The following is a 14,644-nucleotide window of genomic DNA, read 5'->3' as shown; positions in this document are numbered from 1 at the left end:
GCCGATGAGTTTCAGCGCCAGCGATCTTCTCACCCTGACCCGCGAGGGCCTGTACTGCCCCCTCGGCGGCTTCCATGTCGATCCGACTTGGCCGGTGCCGCGCGCCCTGATCACCCACGGGCATGCCGACCACGCCCGGGCCGGGCACGGCCGCGTGCTGGCCACGGGCGAGACCCTGCGGATCATGGCGGTGCGCTACGGGGCGGATTTCTGCGAGAGCCGGCAAGAGGCGCCGCTGGGCCGGGAGATCCGCATCGGCGACGTCACCGTGCGCTTCGCGCCCGCCGGGCACGTGCTCGGCTCGGCCCAGATCGCGATTGAAGCCCAGGGCGTCCGGGTCGTCGTCTCGGGCGACTACAAGCGGGCCTATGATCCGACCTGCCTGCCCTTCGAGGTGGTGCCCTGCGACGTCTTCATCACCGAAGCGACCTTCGGCCTGCCGGTGTTCCGGATGCCGGACACCCGCGACGAGGTCAGGAAGCTCCTCGATTCCGTGGCCCTGTTTCCCGAGCGCGCCCACATCGTCGGCGCCTACGCGCTGGGCAAGGCGCAGCGCGTGATGGCGCTCCTGCGGGAGGCCGGCTACGACCGGCCGATCTACCTGCACGGCGCGATGGAGAAGCTGACCGAGCTCTACAAGCAGGAGGGCATCCCGCTGGGCGAGACGCCGAAGGTGGTGGCGGCCGAGCGGGCCAAGCTGCACGGCGCCATCGTGCTCTGCCCGCCCTCCTCGATCCAGGACGTCTGGTCGCGCAAGTTCCCCGACCCGGTGACCTCCTTCGCCTCGGGCTGGATGCGGGTGCGCGCCCGGGCCCGCCAGAAGGGCGTCGAGCTGCCCCTCTGCATCTCCGACCATTCCGACTGGCCGGACCTCTGCCGCACCATCCTGGAGACCGGGGCCGGCGAGGTCTGGGTCACCCACGGGCAGGAGGACGCCCTGGTGCACTGGTGCGGGACGAAGGGCATCAAGGCCAAGCCCCTACACCTGCTGGGCTACGGCGACGACGGGGAGGCCGAGCCGGCCGCCGCACCGGAGGAGGCCGCGTGAACGACTTCGCCCACCTCCTCGACCGCCTCGCCTACGAGCCGCGCCGCAACGCCAAGCTGCGCCTGCTGCAGGACTACTTCGCCCACGCCCCCGACCCGGAGCGCGGCTACGCGCTGGCCGCGATGACGGGCGGCCTGACCTTCCGCGAGGCCAAGCCCGCGATGATCCGGGGTCTGGTCGAGGCGCGCGTCGACCCGGTGCTGTTCGGGCTCTCGCACAACTACGTCGGCGATCTGGCCGAGACCACGGCCCTGATCTGGCCGGCGCCGGGTTCCAGGTCCTCGAATAGCGGCGGCTTATCCGAAGCGGGCCGGCTGCGCGGGTCCTCTCTCTTGGAAGGAGAGGTCACACACCTCACCCCAACCCTCTCCTTCCAGGAGAGGGAGCCTCTGGCGGCCGCTCCCATCGGCCACAACAACCCGCCGCCGCACGTGCCCACCCTGGCCGAGGTGGTCGAGACGCTGGGCACCGTGAAGAAGGCCGATCTGCCCGCCCGCATCGCCGAGTGGCTCGACGCCCTCGACGAGACCGGGCGCTGGGCCCTCCTGAAGCTCATCACCGGCGCGCTGCGCGTCGGCGTCTCGGCGCGGCTGGCCAAGACCGCCATTGGGGCGCTCGGCGGCCACGAGGCCGACGCCGTCGAGGAGGTCTGGCACGGGCTGGAGCCGCCCTACGCCACGCTGTTCGCCTGGGTCGAGGGCCGGGCGACGCGCCCCACCACCCTGAACCCGGCCCCGTTCCGGCCGCCGATGCTCTCCCACCCGATCGACGAGGAGGGCGATTTCGAGAAGCTCGACCCGGCCGCGTTCTCCGGCGAGTGGAAGTGGGACGGCATCCGCGTCCAGCTCGTGGGCGGCCGCGACGAGGCCGGCGCGCAGGTCGCCCGGATCTACTCGCGCACCGGCGAGGACATCTCCGGCGCCTTCCCGGATCTGGCCGAGGCCATCACCTTCTCGGGCGCCCTCGACGGCGAGCTGCTGATCCTGCGCGAGGGCCGCGTGCAGAGCTTCAACGTGCTCCAGCAGCGCCTCAACCGGAAGGCCGTGACCCCGAAGCTCCTGGAGGAGTTCCCCGCCCATGTCCGCGCCTACGACCTGATGCAGGCCGGGGGCGAGGACCTGCGCCCGCTGCCCTTCACCGAGCGCCGGGGCCGGCTGGAGGCCTTCGTGGCCGCCCTCGACCATGCCCGGATCGACCTCTCGCCCCTGGTGCCGTTCGCGACCTGGGAGGATCTGGCCGCGGCCCGCGCCGACCCCGCCGCCGTGGGCGCGGGCGAGGATGCCGACGCCATCGAGGGCATCATGCTGAAGGCCCGCGACAGCGCCTACCTGCCCGGGCGCCCGAAGGGCCCGTGGTGGAAGTGGAAGCGCGAGCCGTTCCGGGTCGACACCGTGATGATGTACGCCCAGCGGGGCCATGGTAAGCGCTCGTCGTTCTACTCCGACTACACCTTCGGGGTCTGGCGCGCGCGGGAGGACGGCACGCCGGAACTCGTGCCCGTCGGCAAGGCCTATCACGGCTTCACCGATGCCGAGCTCCAGAAGCTCGACCGCTACGTCCGCAACAACACCACCAAGCGCTTCGGCCCGGTGCGCGAGGTCGCCTACGGGCTCGACCACGGCCTCGTGCTGGAGATCGCCTTCGAGGGCGTGCAGCGCTCGACCCGGCACAAGTCCGGGGTCGCCATGCGCTTCCCCCGGGTCGCCCGCATCCGCTGGGACAAGCCGGCGGCCGAGGCCGACCGGATCGACGCCCTGGAGACCATCCTGGCCCGGGGCGAGCGTGAGATCGCCCCGGGCGAGACCCTGAAGGAGGCGGAGGCATGAGGACGGCAGCCAGGATCGGCGCGCTGGAGGGGTTCTCCGCCGGGCCCGTGGAGCGGCAGGCCGGCGCGACCCTCACGGTCTCGACGCCCGGCCAGGGCTTCACCGACATCACCCGCGCGGTCGCGGAGTTCCTGGCCCGCAGCGGGATCGCGACGGGGCTCGTCACCGTGTTCTGCCGGCACACCTCGGCCTCCCTGACCATCCAGGAGAACGCCGACCCCGACGTGCAGACCGACCTCCTCACCGCCCTCGACGGGCTGGCGCCGCGCCATGCCGGCTACGTCCACGGCGCCGAGGGGCCGGACGACATGCCGGCCCATATCCGCACGATGATCACGGATTCCGCCCTCGTCGTGCCGGTGCGGGCGGGGCGCCTCGCGCTCGGCACCTGGCAGGGGATCTACCTCGTCGAGCACCGCGACCGGCCCCATGCGCGCACGATCGTGCTCCAGGCCGCCGGGGCCTGAAAGCCTCAGCGCCGGATCAGGATCACCCCGCCGATCAGGAGCGCGACGCCGAGGAGGCGCGGCCCGTCCACCGCGCGCTGGGCGAGGCCGAGCCAGCCGAAATGGTCGAAGGCCACCGAGGCCAGCATCTGGCCGGTGACGAGGAGCGCCAGGAAGGTCGCCGCGCCGAGCTGCGGCACCAGGATGGTGGCGAGCGCGATGAAGACCGCGCCGAAGAACCCGCCGCTCCAGGCCCACCAGGGGATGCGCGCGGCGAGATGGGCCGAGGGCAGCGGATCGCGCAGGGTCAGGGCCAGCACCACCATGGACAGGAGGCCGACGAAGTAGCTCGCGAAGCCCGCCCAGGCGGCGGAGTTCAGGCCGATCCGCAGATTCGCGATCAGGGCCTGCTGCACCACGATGCTGGCGCCCGCCATCACGGAGAGAGCCAGGGGAAGCAGGAGGTTGAGCATGGGCCTCGGGACCTGTTCGGGGGACGGGTTCCTTGACAACCATCCCGCGCCCATGCCGTCAAATGACGGGACGGTGCGTTTCCATGCGGGCGAGGCATGATCAACCCGGCCCATCTCGACCTTTTCCGCGCCGTGATGCGCCATGGCGGCATGACCCGGGCCGCTGCGGCCCTGGGCATCGGCCAGCCGCATGTGAGCCGGGCCATGGCGCAGCTCGAGGCCGAGACCGGCCTGGCGCTGTTCGTGCGCGGCCATGGCACCGCCCGGCCGACTCCGGAGGGGGAGGCCTTCGCCCGCGAGGTCGAGCGCAGCTATGCCGGGCTCGACCAGCTCCGCCACGCCGCCCGGCAGATCCGCGAACTGGGCACCGGGCCCCTGCGCGTCGCCTGCCAGCCGTCCTTGGCCTCGCGCCTGCTGCCGCGGGCGATCCGGCGCCTCGTGGCCGAGCATCCAGGCGCCCGCGTCGCCGTCCACGTGCCGAGCCCGGACACGATCTGGGCCTGGGCCGCCTCGGGCCAGTGCGACCTCGGCCTCGCCCGCCCGCGCTCCGGCCATGCGGGGGTGACGGCGGAGCGCTTCCTCACGGTCGATGCGGTCTGCGCCGTGCCGCGCCGGCACCGGCTGGCCCGCCGGCGCGCCATCGGGGTGGAGGACCTCGTCGGCGAGACCCTGATCGCCGGCGGGCCGGGCCTGTTCCAGGAGGCCGTCGAGGCGCGCTTCGCGGCGGCCGGCCACGTGCCGCGCTTCCCCCTGATGGCCCAGTACACGGCGGCGCGCTGCGGCCTCGTCGCCGAGGGGCTGGGCCTCGCGATCGTCGATCCGGTCCCGGCCGGCGAGCTCACCGGCCTGCCGATCGTGCTGCGCCCGTTCCGACCGGCCCTGCCCATCGAGACGACGCTGGTCCGCCCGGCGGGGCGGCCGCAGGGGCGCCTCGCGGAACGCCTGGTCGACCTCCTCCGCCTGGAGCGCGACGCGCTGGTCTCGGAGCCGACCCTCGCCGGCGATTGAGACCTGCGATCCGGACCGAACTCACGTCCGATCGCCCGGTTCTCAGAAGATCGGCGATCCCCAACCGTACGTGGGAGAGATGCGATGAAAGCCCTCGTCTGGCACGGCACGCAAGACATTCGCTGCGACTCCGTCCCCGATCCGCGGATTGAGGACGACCGGGACGCGATCATCAAGGTCACGGCCTGCGCGATCTGCGGCTCGGACCTGCACCTCTACGACCACGTCATGCCCGGCATGGAGAAGGGCGACGTCATGGGCCACGAGTTCATGGGCGAGGTGGTGGAGACGGGGAAGGGCGTGAACGGCGCCCTCCGGAAGGGCGAACGGGTGGTGATCCCGTTCACGATCATCTGCGGCCAGTGCGACCAGTGCAAGCGCGGCTTCTTCTCGGTCTGCGAGCGCTCGAACCGCAACAAGCACCTGGCCGACAAGGCCTTCGGACACACCACCGCGGGCCTGTTCGGCTACACCCACCTCACCGGCGGCTACCAGGGCGGACAGGCCGAGTACGTCCGCGTGCCCTTCGCCGACAAGACCCACATCAAGGTGCCGGAGGGGCTCACCGACGAGCAGGTGCTGTTCCTCGGCGACATCTTTCCCACCGGCTGGCAGGCGGCGGTGCAGGCCGACATCCAGCCCACCGACACCGTGGCGATCTGGGGCGCCGGCCCGGTCGGCCAGATGACGATCCGCTCGGCGGTCCTGCTCGGCGCCCGGCAGGTGGTGTGCATCGACAGCGTGCCCGAGCGCCTGGAGATGGCCCGGGCCGGCGGCGCCATCACCATCGACCACACCCAGGAGAGCACCGTCGAGCGGCTGAACGAACTCACGGCCGGCAAGGGTCCGGAGAAGTGCATCGACGCCGTCGGCATGGAGGCCCATTCACCGCGCGCGCTTGAACAGGTCTACGACCGCGTCAAGCAGGCGGTGATGCTGGAGAGCGACCGCGCCACGGTCCTGCGCGAGATGATCTACGTCTGCCGTCCCGCCGGCATCCTGTCGATCCCCGGCGTCTATGGCGGCCTCGTCGACAAGATCCCGATGGGTGCCCTGATGAACAAGGGGCTGACGGTCCGCACCGGGCAGACCCATGTCAACCGCTGGACCGACGACCTCGTGAAGCGGATCGCCGACGGGCAGATCGACCCCTCCTTCGTCATCACCCACCGGGTCGGGCTCGAACAAGGGCCGGAGATGTACAAGACGTTCCGCGACAAGAAGGACAACTGCATCAAGGTCGTGCTCCGGCCCTGAGCGCGTCCGTCCGCCCCGATCGAGGAGGTCCGCATGACCACATCCGCGTCCCGACCGAATCCGCCCGCCCGGCTGTCCTCGGACCGGCGCCGCCGGCCCGACCCGGCCACCCGCCAGGTGGCGCAGGGTCTCGGCTGGTTCTCCCTCGCCCTCGGCGTCACCGAGCTGACCTGCGGCGACGCCATCGCGCGCTGGCTCGGCATGCCCCGCGCCGGGGCGCTGGTGCGCGCCTACGGCCTGCGCGAGATCGTCCAGGGGGCCGGCATCCTGGGCTCGCACGATCCGACGCCCTGGATCTGGGCCCGGGTGGCCGGGGACGGACTCGACGTCGCCACCGTCCTGCCCGGCCTCACCGGCGATCCACGCCATCGCGCCAACACTGCCATCGCCCTCGGCGCCCTGGCGGGCGTCGGCGTGATCGACGTGCTCTGCGCCCAGGCCCTGTCCGACGCTCCGCTGGCACCCTCCGAGCGCGTCCGGGCCGATTACCGAAGCCGGAGCGGCTATCCGAAGAGCATCGCCGCGGCCCGCGGTGCCGCGCGCGACGTCCGGCCCCCGGACTTCACGACGCCGGAGGCGCTGAGGGCCTGGACTTAGCCGTCGGCGCCGGCGCGCTGGCCGGTCCGCCTTCGCGGCCCGGCCCCTTGCTTCGGTTCACCGGCGTTCAGTTCGCGCGGCGCGAGAGCGAGATCGCGTAGGCCGGCGAGCGGATCGCGAACATCGGGTCGTCGGCCGGTCCGGCGACGCCCTCGGGAAGGTCGGCGACCGGGTCGAAGGTGGCCGCGTCGCAGGTCGCGGCCGGCTCGAGGGCGGCGATCGCCAGGGTGCCGAGCTTCACCGACTTCCGGTTCTCCTCGGGCCAGAGGACGGTGGGGTCGTTGGTCGGGTCGCCGGCTTCGCCGAGGATCGCCACGAGGTCGAACGTGGCCGGCCCCTGCGCCAGCCGCTCCTTGAGTTCGTCGGCGTAGAAGGCGTCGGGCTTGGCCTTGGCCTCGTCGTCGCCGAGGCCGAGCTGGCCCGCCGTCGCCACCGTCTTCAGCTTGGCCACCGTGGCTTTCCCCGCGCCATCGGTGAGCGTGTAGGCGTGGACGCCCCAGTAATCGACGCCGGCATAGCTCGCCGGCACCGGGCGCGCGTTGAGCCAGGCGGCCTGCCGGGTCGTCTCGGGGTTGGCCGCGCCGAACGCCTTGATCTTCTCGGCATCGGGCTTCCCGTCCGGTCCCGGTGCCCGCACGGTGGCGAAATCGAGCAGCTGCTGCGGGGTCCTGGTGCCGAAGACCGGGGCCGAAATGAAGACGAACACCATGTCGCCGGTCGGGTGGTTGATCCGCATGGAGAAGCCGCGCGTCACCGGCTTGGCCTTGTCGGAGACCTTCGGGTTGCTGCCGCCCATGGAGAAGCGGGCCGTCACCGGCAGGGATGCTCCGGGGCTGGCCTTGGCGAAGTGCGCGGCCTTGGACAGGCCCGCGGCCTCCGCCGAGGGCGTGAAGCTGCCCTTGACGCAGACGCCCTTGGCGCCGCTTCCCCGCACGTTCGGCTGGTTGCCGCCGGCCTTGAACAGGGCGTCCACGATCGCCTGGGTCTCGGGCTCGGCCGCTGCCGGCGTGCCCCAGGCGAGGCCGGCGACGCAGCCGAGGATCAGGAGGTTCGGTCTCATCGTGGCACGGGCCTCGCGCAAACGGATCGGTGTCGGGAGACGACGGGACCGGCACCCCGGGAGCGTTCCCGGGGGCCGGCCGGGTCGGGCCTAGTAGCTGCCGAACTTGTAGTTCAGGCCGGCGCGGGCGATGCTGCCCTCGGTGGAGATGCGGCTGTTGTAGCCGACACCGGGCCCGCCGACGCTGGCGACGAGCAGATTGCGGCTGCCGAGATCGTAGCGCAGGTATTCGGCCTTGAGGGTGACGGCGCTCGACTTGAAGAAGTTGAAGAACGAGTCCGTGGGCAGGGCGTACTCGATGCCGCCGCCATAGGCGTAGCCGGTCTCGATGTTGGAGCGCGACCCCGCATAGGTCACGGGCACGCCCGTGGTGAAGGTGATGCGCTGGCTAACGTCGCCGTAGGCGAAGCCGCCGGTCCCGTAGACCAGGAACTTGTCGAAGGCGTAGCCGATCCGACCGCGGACGGTGCCGAGGAACGACAGTTCGGTGCGATAGGTGTTGGTCAGCTGGTTCGGGTTGAAGACCGGGTTGAAGATGACCTGGGTCGTGGTGCGCTGGAGGTCGGTGTACTGCGCATCGGCCTCGAGGCCGACCACGATGCCGTTGCCCGGCGTGAACTGGTAGTTGTAGCCGACCTGGCCGCCGCCGGTGAAGCCTTCGGTGGCATTCCGCACCGAGGCCTGACGCAGGCCGTTGATGACGTTGTTCTGCAGCTGGGCGCCGCCGGGGGTGTTGATGCCCGTGGTGCGGATCGTGTCGTTCTCGCTGAAGACGTAGCCCGCATTGATACCGAAATAGGCGCCCGTCCAGGTGAAGACCGGGATGGGCGTGAAGACCGGCGGGGGCGCCTGGCGGCGAGGCAGATCGGCGGCAGCGGCGGCGCTGGTGAGGAGGGCCGCGGCACTGCCGGCGAGGAGCAGCGTCTTGAGCATCGGACAGGGCCTTCGGGTTCAGGACTCTTGGGATGAAGGGACGGTGGCCGCCCACCCCCGGGATGCCGATGTCCGACGGCTCTGCATAGATCCGAACGCAATGCGATTTCATATTTCGAAGCAGATCGCTCGCTTTCCGGCGCTGCAGTGATGCATCTGCAACAAAAAATTCAATGTATCGCTCAATTATAAACTTTACGTGATGACGGATTAAAGGCGAAAGCTCAATTTTTCTGGACTATCGCCTGTCGCTTTGCCTGCGAGTGCGGTCCACGGCCTTCGTGGTTTCGGGCCTCCGGTGTTTCGGGTTTTGCGCTCGGTCCGGCTTGTCGGAGGAGCTGGGATCGCTTCGGGACAGCCGGCCTGCGCGACAGTCGCTGCCGTGCCCCTGCGCATCGCGCATGGCTCGACCGGGGCGGCCCGGTTTCACCGGACTGTGACCGGATGGCCCAGAAACATTTCGCGAAGCGGCCGATTGGGCAGGCATGCCGATACGTTCGAGGCATGCCTTTCATCCCTGATCACGAGATAACGATGACGCCTCAATTCTGGCTCTGGCTCGGCTTCGCCGGCATGGCGGCGGGGGCCGCCGCGATCCTGTTCCTCGGCAAGCGGCGGACGCCCGCCGAGGAGGCGGATGGCATCATCCACGGGATCGTGCCGATCATCGCGGCCTGCTCCTACTTCGCCATGGCCACGGGGCAGGGGAGCATCGCCCTGCCCGCCGGTCCCGACGCCGCCGAGGCCGCGCGGCAGTTCTACTTCGCCCGCTACATCGACTGGACCTTCACCACGCCGCTGCTGCTCGTCGGCCTCGCCCGCACGGCGATGCATTCGGGCATGCGCCGGCCGGCCATCGTCTGGGGCCTGATCGGGTCCGACCTGATCATGATCGTCACCGCCCTGGCCTTCGGCCTGTCGACGGTCGCCTGGATCAAGTGGACCTGGTTCGCCATCTCCTGCGGCGCCTTCCTGGCCGTGTTCTACGGGATCTTCGTGCAGCTGCGCGAGGAGAACGCCGCGGAGCGGGCCGACGTGCGCGCCGCCTTCCTGCGCAACGCCGTGTTCCTCTCGGTGGTCTGGTGCGCTTATCCGGTGGTGCTCCTGGTCGGCCAGGACGGCCTCGGCATCCTGTCCCCGGCCGTGGCCCTGGCCGTGGTGGCGATCCTCGATCTGACCGCGAAGGTGGTCTACGGCGTGATGGCGACCCTGGAGACCACGCGGGCCGTCGACCGCGACCTCGCCGAGGGCAGGGGCAAGCCGACGCCGCTGCGCCGGGCGGCCTGACCCGGATGGCGGCTCGCGCGTCCCTTCCGGATCTCGCGGTCCCTGCGCGGGCGAGCCGCCGACGGCGCGCTCCGGCGTGGCGCCTGCCCCTGGCGGGCGCCGGCCTGGCCCTCGCCCTGGCGGCCTCCGCGGCCCTGCCGCGCGAGGCCTCCTGGCTCGTCGCCCTCGCGGTGGTGATCGGGCTCGGCGTGCCGCACGGCGCCCTCGACGGGGCCGTCGCCGCGCCCCTGCTGCGCCCGCGCTGCGGGCGGGCCTGGTTCGGCGTCTTCGCGCTACCCTATCTCGGCCTGTCCGCCCTGGTGCTGCTGGCCTGGCAGGTCGCCCCGCTCGCGACCCTAGCGGGCTTCCTCGCCCTGTCGGTCCTGCATTTCGGCGAGGAGGATGCCGGCCCGGGCCGGCCGCTCGAGGCCCTGGTGCGCGGCGGCCTGCCGGTCGCCCTGCCGGCCCTGCTGCGGCCGGAGGAGACCGCCGGACTGTTCGCGGCCGTCACGCGGGTGCTGATGCCCGAGCTTCCCGGCTGGTGGATCGCCGCCGCCTGGCTCTGGCTCGCGCTCGCCGCCGTCTGGCTATCCGCGCGCCGACGCCCGGGCGCCGTGCCGGTCGAGATGGCCGCCCTGGCCGCCGCCTTCTGGCTGCTGCCGCCGCTCACCGCCTTCACCCTGTACTTCGTCGGCCTGCACGCCCCCCGGCACATGCGCGCCCTGGTGCGCGACCCGCTCCGGGCGCCCGGCATCGACACGATGGCCAAGGCCGTGCGCGCGTCGCTGCCGGTGTTCGGGCTGACGCTCCTGCTCGGCGCGGCCCTCTGGCCGCTCTACGCGGCCGGCACGGACGATGCCGCCGCCACCCTGCTCTGCCTGACCCTGCGGATGCTCTCGGCCCTGACGGTGCCGCACGTCCTCCTCGACCGGATCGCGGGCCGCTGGCCGGCGGTTCAGGCGACCGGGGTCGCCACGGCCTCGGCCACGAACCGGGCGTAGCCCTGGGCGCGCAGGTCGCAGGCCGGGCATTGGCCGCAGCCGTGGCCCCAGGCGTGGCGTTCGCCGCGGGTGCCGAGGTAGCAGGTGTGGCTGTCCTCGACGACGAGGTCGACCAGGGCCCGGCCGCCGAGGTCTTCGGCCAGCCGCCAGGTCTCGGCCTTGTCGATCCACATCAGCGGCGTGTGCAGGACGAAGCGGCGGTCCATCCCGAGGTTGAGCGCCACCTGCAGGGCCTTGATGGTGTCGTCCCGGCAATCCGGATACCCGGAATAATCGGTCTCGCACATGCCGCCGACGATGTGGGTCAGCGAGCGGCGATAGGCCAAAGCCGCCGCGAAGGTCAGGAACAGGAGATTGCGGCCCGGCACGAAGGTGTTGGGCAGGCCCCCCGCCTCGAAGGCGATGGCGGTGTCGCGGGTGAGCGCCGTGTCGGAGACCTGGCCGAGCGCGTCGAGGGCCAGGGTGTGGTCCTCGCCGAGCCGCGCCGCCCATTGGGGTTTCAGGGCCGCGAGGCCCCGGCGCAGGGTGTCCCGGCAGTCGAGCTCGATCCGGTGGCGCTGGCCGTAGTCGAAGCCCAGGGTCTCGACCCGCTCGAAGCGCTCCAGGGCCCAGGCGAGGCAGGTGGTGGAATCCTGCCCGCCTGAGAACAGGACCAGGGCGCCGCCGCCGCTCATCGCAGGGTCCTTCATCGAAGAGCCTCGCCCTCGTACTCGGCCCAGGACATCGGCGTCTCGTAGACCTTCACCGAGGACAGGGCCGGCAGCGCCGCCTTGGTGCGCGCCCAGATCCAGGCGGCGATGTGCTCGGCCGTGGGGTTCTCCAGCCCCTCGATCTCGTTGAGGCAGTAATGGTCGAGGCGGGCCAGCACCGGCGCGAAGGCGTGCTCCACGTCGAAGAAATCCACCACCCAGCCGGTGGCCGGGTCGACGGCGCCCGAGAGGGTGAGCTCGACCCGGTAGGAATGCCCGTGCATCCGGTGGCAGCGATGGGTCTCGGGCACGTTCGGCAGGCGGTGGGCCGCCTCGAAGGTGAAGGCTTGGGTGATCTTCATCGAGCAATCTTCATGGTGCGAGCGGGCGGGATCCTCCGGGATCCTCAAGGAATCCCGATGATCTTGTGCGTCTGGAGCGAGAGGCGCCAGCGCGCGTCGCGCCGGCAATAGGCCACCGCCGCGGCCGTGTGGGCGAGCCGGTCCGGCCCGTCCATGGGCTGGAGCCAGTGGTGGCGGAAGTCGAGCTCCGCGAAGGCCTCCGGCGCGGCCTCGGCCTGCGGGAAGACGAGCTTCAATTCGTGGCCGCTGCGCTGGACGATCGGGTTGCCGGCCTTCGGGCTGACGCAGATCCAGTCGATCCCGGCCGGGGCCGCCAGGGTGCCGTTGGTCTCCACCGCGATCTCGAAGCCCTGCGCATGGACGGCCGCGATCAGGGCGTCGTCGAGCTGGAGCAGCGGCTCGCCGCCGGTGAAGACGACGTAGCGGTGGCGCGGCCCGCCGGCCCAGGTTTTCGCGATGGCGTCGGCCAGGTCCTGCGCCGTGGCGAAGCGCCCGCCGCCCTCGCCGTCCATCCCGACGAAGTCGGTGTCGCAGAACCGGCAGGCCGCGTCGGCCCGGTCCTCCTCGCGGCCGGACCAGAGATTGCAGCCGGTGAACCGGCAGAACACCGCCGCCCGGCCCGCCTGCGCGCCCTCGCCCTGCAGGGTGTGGAACAGTTCCTTGACCGCGTAAGCCATCACGTCCTCGGCGCCCGCCCCGGCGAAGGGTCCGGGCGGGTGCAGTTCTCCTCGAACCGATCGTGTCTCCTCGAAACGATCGTACCGCGGGGCGGCCCCTGCGCACATAGGGGGTCCGGCCCGCCGGCACCACGGGGCCGCGGCGGAGGTCACCCCTGCGGGCGGGCGGGTTATACCACGAAATCGCCCCGCTTCTCGCATCTGCGAAGGCCTCTGCCATGCTCCTGCCACGGAGCGCGGCTTTGTGGAGACCGTGTCACGATCCGGCGAGACGCGCTTGCCGCCGCTCCCGGAGGAATGGCATGCGAGCTTGGCCGTTGACCGGCTTCCCGCCAGGGGCGATCATCGATCGGGCCGGGGCGTTCCTTCTTGAGACAGGCCTGATGTCGAACGGATTGTTGAGGCGCCTCGTCGTCGGTCTCGCGGTGGCGGCGGGCCTGCTCGGCGCGGGTCCGGCGAGCGCCGCCACCGCACCGATCCTCGTGGTCGATGTCGATTCCGGCAAGGTGATCTACGGGCAGGCGGCCACCGATCCGTGGTTTCCGGCCTCCATCACCAAGCTGATGACCACCTACGTCGCCCTGGACCTGGTGCGGCAGGGCAAGCTCTCCCTCGATTCGCTGATCACCATTTCGCCGGCCGCCGCCGCCGAGCCGCCCTCGAAGATGGGCTTCCGCCCGGGCACCAAGCTCACCCTCGACAACGCCCTGAAGATCATCATGGTCAAGTCGGCCAACGACGTGGCCTGGGCGATCGGCGAGAATCTCGGCGGCTCCGTCGAGGGCTTCGCCCAGATGATGAACGAGACCGCGCAGCGCATCGGTATGCGCGAGAGCCGCTGGACCAACCCGAACGGCCTGCCCGATGCCCGGCAATGGACCTCGGCCCGCGACATGGCCATCCTCGGCCGCGCCCTGATCCGCGACTTCCCCGAGAGCCGCGGCCTGTTCTCGATCAGCGCGATCCAGTTCGGCCGCTCGGTGATGGCCAACCACAACGGCCTCCTCGGCCGCTATGCCGGCGCCGACGGCATGAAGACCGGCTTCATCTGCTCGGGCGGCTTCAACGTCGTGGCCACCGCGACCCGGAACGGACGCCGCATCCTCACCGTGGTGATGGGCCAGCCCAGCGCCCGCGAGCGCGACCTTAAGGCCTCCGACCTGTTCGATTATGGCTTCAGCCAGTCCCCCGGCTGGGGCGCGCAGACCCTGGACGCCCTGCCGGTCTCGAGCGTCGACGCGCCGCCGGACATGCGGCCCTACATCTGCGACCGGAAGAAGCCGATGCCGGTGGACGAGGGCCAGGGCGCCATCACGGCGAGCGCCGGGGCCGCCGGCGCCAGCGCCGACAACGCCAACGCGCAGCTGATGGCCGCCGCCGCCCCGCCCTCCGCGGCGCTGGCCTTCGCCACCATGAACAGCGCCGCCCTGCGCAGCCGGGCCCTGCCGCCGCGCGCGCCGCTGCAGCCGATCCTGGTCTGGATCGGCCGCGACCCGGCCGAGGGCGCCATCGCCCTCAACGAGCAGGAAGAGGCCGAGAAGGCGGAGAAGGCCGCCAAGATCGCCGAGGCCCGCAAGGCCAAGCTCGAGGCGGTCGCGGCCAAGCGCGAGGCCGCCCGGCAGGCCAAGGCGGCTGCCCCCGCCCCGAAGTCCGCCGCCAAGGCGACCGGCAAGCCCGAGCCCAAGCCCGAGCCGAAGAAGGCCCTCGCCCGCGGCAAGGCCGGCGTTCCGGCCGCCGCCAGTGCCTACGCTTCCGCCGAATCGACCCCCGTGATGGAGGGCGCCCCGAAGCTCAAGGTCGGCGCCGTCAAGAAGCCGGCGGCGAAGGCCGCCCCGAAGGCCGAGCACAAGCCCGCCGGGGCCGCCGCGAAGGCGAAGGCGAGCAAGTCGGCCAGCAAGGCCCAGGCGGACGAGTAGGACGGTTTCCAGACCGTCCCCTTCATTCAGCACACCGTCATTCCGGGGCCGCGCAGCGGAGCCCGGAATCCAGACACGCCGAGGG

General features: G+C 71.5%; 15 protein-coding genes. 9 read left to right on the top strand and 6 right to left on the bottom strand.

The annotated features are described in order from the left end of the window. Positions 1–4: 4 nt before the first annotated feature. The 3 genes from ACXJY8_RS16955 to ACXJY8_RS16945 are packed head-to-tail and all read left to right on the top strand — an operon-like array spanning position 5 to position 3,341. Positions 5–1,048 carry a ligase-associated DNA damage response exonuclease gene (locus tag ACXJY8_RS16955; RefSeq protein ID WP_463770997.1) on the top strand — a complete coding sequence of 348 codons (1,044 nt, stop codon included), beginning with the start codon at positions 5–7 and terminating at the stop codon, positions 1,046–1,048. Further along, the gene (locus ACXJY8_RS16950; protein WP_463770994.1) at positions 1,045–2,874 is read left to right on the top strand and encodes a cisplatin damage response ATP-dependent DNA ligase; all 1,830 of its coding nucleotides are present in this window, start codon (positions 1,045–1,047) and stop codon (positions 2,872–2,874) included. Before ACXJY8_RS16955 ends, ACXJY8_RS16950 begins: the two co-directional genes overlap by 4 nt. Beyond that, positions 2,871–3,341, top strand: a complete 471-nt coding sequence (locus ACXJY8_RS16945; RefSeq protein WP_463770991.1) for a secondary thiamine-phosphate synthase enzyme YjbQ — start codon at positions 2,871–2,873, stop codon at positions 3,339–3,341. The genes ACXJY8_RS16950 and ACXJY8_RS16945 overlap by 4 nt, the downstream gene beginning before the upstream one ends. Before the next feature lie 5 nt (positions 3,342–3,346). Here ACXJY8_RS16945 and ACXJY8_RS16940 read toward each other — a convergent pair whose 3' ends face one another. After that, the gene (locus ACXJY8_RS16940) at positions 3,347–3,793 is read right to left on the bottom strand and encodes a DMT family transporter (protein WP_463770987.1); all 447 of its coding nucleotides are present in this window, start codon (positions 3,791–3,793) and stop codon (positions 3,347–3,349) included. 96 nt (positions 3,794–3,889) lie between these two features. On the opposite strand from ACXJY8_RS16940, the gene ACXJY8_RS16935 reads away from it, so the two are divergent. From ACXJY8_RS16935 to ACXJY8_RS16925, 3 genes are all read left to right on the top strand, one after another. Next, the gene (locus tag ACXJY8_RS16935; RefSeq protein ID WP_463770983.1) at positions 3,890–4,801 is read left to right on the top strand and encodes a LysR family transcriptional regulator; all 912 of its coding nucleotides are present in this window, start codon (positions 3,890–3,892) and stop codon (positions 4,799–4,801) included. An 84-nt stretch (positions 4,802–4,885) separates the two neighbouring features. Continuing rightward, on the top strand, positions 4,886–6,058 hold the full coding sequence (locus ACXJY8_RS16930) for a zinc-dependent alcohol dehydrogenase (protein WP_463770980.1): 1,173 nt from the start codon (positions 4,886–4,888) through the stop codon (positions 6,056–6,058). A gap of 33 nt (positions 6,059–6,091) precedes the next feature. After that, complete coding sequence (locus ACXJY8_RS16925; RefSeq protein ID WP_463770976.1) at positions 6,092–6,655, top strand: cyclase dehydrase; 564 nt, start codon at positions 6,092–6,094, stop codon at positions 6,653–6,655. 67 nt (positions 6,656–6,722) lie between these two features. On the opposite strand, the gene ACXJY8_RS16920 is transcribed toward ACXJY8_RS16925, so the two are convergent. After that, entirely contained in the window at positions 6,723–7,715 is a 993-nt protein-coding gene (locus ACXJY8_RS16920) for a catalase family peroxidase (RefSeq protein WP_463770972.1), read from the bottom strand. Positions 7,716–7,805: 90 nt separating this feature from the next. Beyond that, entirely contained in the window at positions 7,806–8,648 is an 843-nt protein-coding gene (locus ACXJY8_RS16915; RefSeq protein ID WP_463770969.1) for an outer membrane protein, read from the bottom strand. A 534-nt stretch (positions 8,649–9,182) separates the two neighbouring features. Here ACXJY8_RS16915 and ACXJY8_RS16910 point away from each other — a divergent pair. Together ACXJY8_RS16910 and ACXJY8_RS16905 are read left to right on the top strand one after the other, a co-directional pair. Further along, entirely contained in the window at positions 9,183–9,935 is a 753-nt protein-coding gene (locus ACXJY8_RS16910) for a bacteriorhodopsin (protein WP_463770966.1), read from the top strand. 5 nt (positions 9,936–9,940) lie between these two features. Next, entirely contained in the window at positions 9,941–10,915 is a 975-nt protein-coding gene (locus ACXJY8_RS16905; RefSeq protein WP_463770961.1) for a Brp/Blh family beta-carotene 15,15'-dioxygenase, read from the top strand. Here ACXJY8_RS16905 and queC read toward each other — a convergent pair. The 3 genes from queC to queE are packed head-to-tail and all read right to left on the bottom strand — an operon-like array spanning position 10,870 to position 12,643. Beyond that, positions 10,870–11,604, bottom strand: coding sequence for a 7-cyano-7-deazaguanine synthase QueC (gene queC / locus ACXJY8_RS16900; protein ID WP_463770958.1), 735 nt, complete (start codon positions 11,602–11,604; stop codon positions 10,870–10,872). The two genes, ACXJY8_RS16905 and queC, sit on opposite strands and share 46 nt — an antisense overlap. Then, positions 11,601–11,966, bottom strand: coding sequence for a 6-carboxytetrahydropterin synthase QueD (gene queD, locus ACXJY8_RS16895; protein ID WP_463770955.1), 366 nt, complete (start codon positions 11,964–11,966; stop codon positions 11,601–11,603). Before queD ends, queC begins: the two co-directional genes overlap by 4 nt. Before the next feature lie 44 nt (positions 11,967–12,010). Next, positions 12,011–12,643, bottom strand: coding sequence for a 7-carboxy-7-deazaguanine synthase (queE, locus tag ACXJY8_RS16890; RefSeq protein ID WP_463770951.1), 633 nt, complete (start codon positions 12,641–12,643; stop codon positions 12,011–12,013). 383 nt (positions 12,644–13,026) lie between these two features. Between queE and ACXJY8_RS16885 the strand changes: the two genes are divergently transcribed. After that, entirely contained in the window at positions 13,027–14,559 is a 1,533-nt protein-coding gene (locus ACXJY8_RS16885) for a D-alanyl-D-alanine carboxypeptidase family protein (RefSeq protein ID WP_463770948.1), read from the top strand. The last annotated feature ends 85 nt before the right edge of the window (positions 14,560–14,644 follow it).

This window comes from Methylobacterium sp. TK31 (assembly GCF_055361545.1).
Note: the sequence above shows the minus strand (reverse complement) of the source record. Positions and strands in the feature narration are given on the sequence as shown.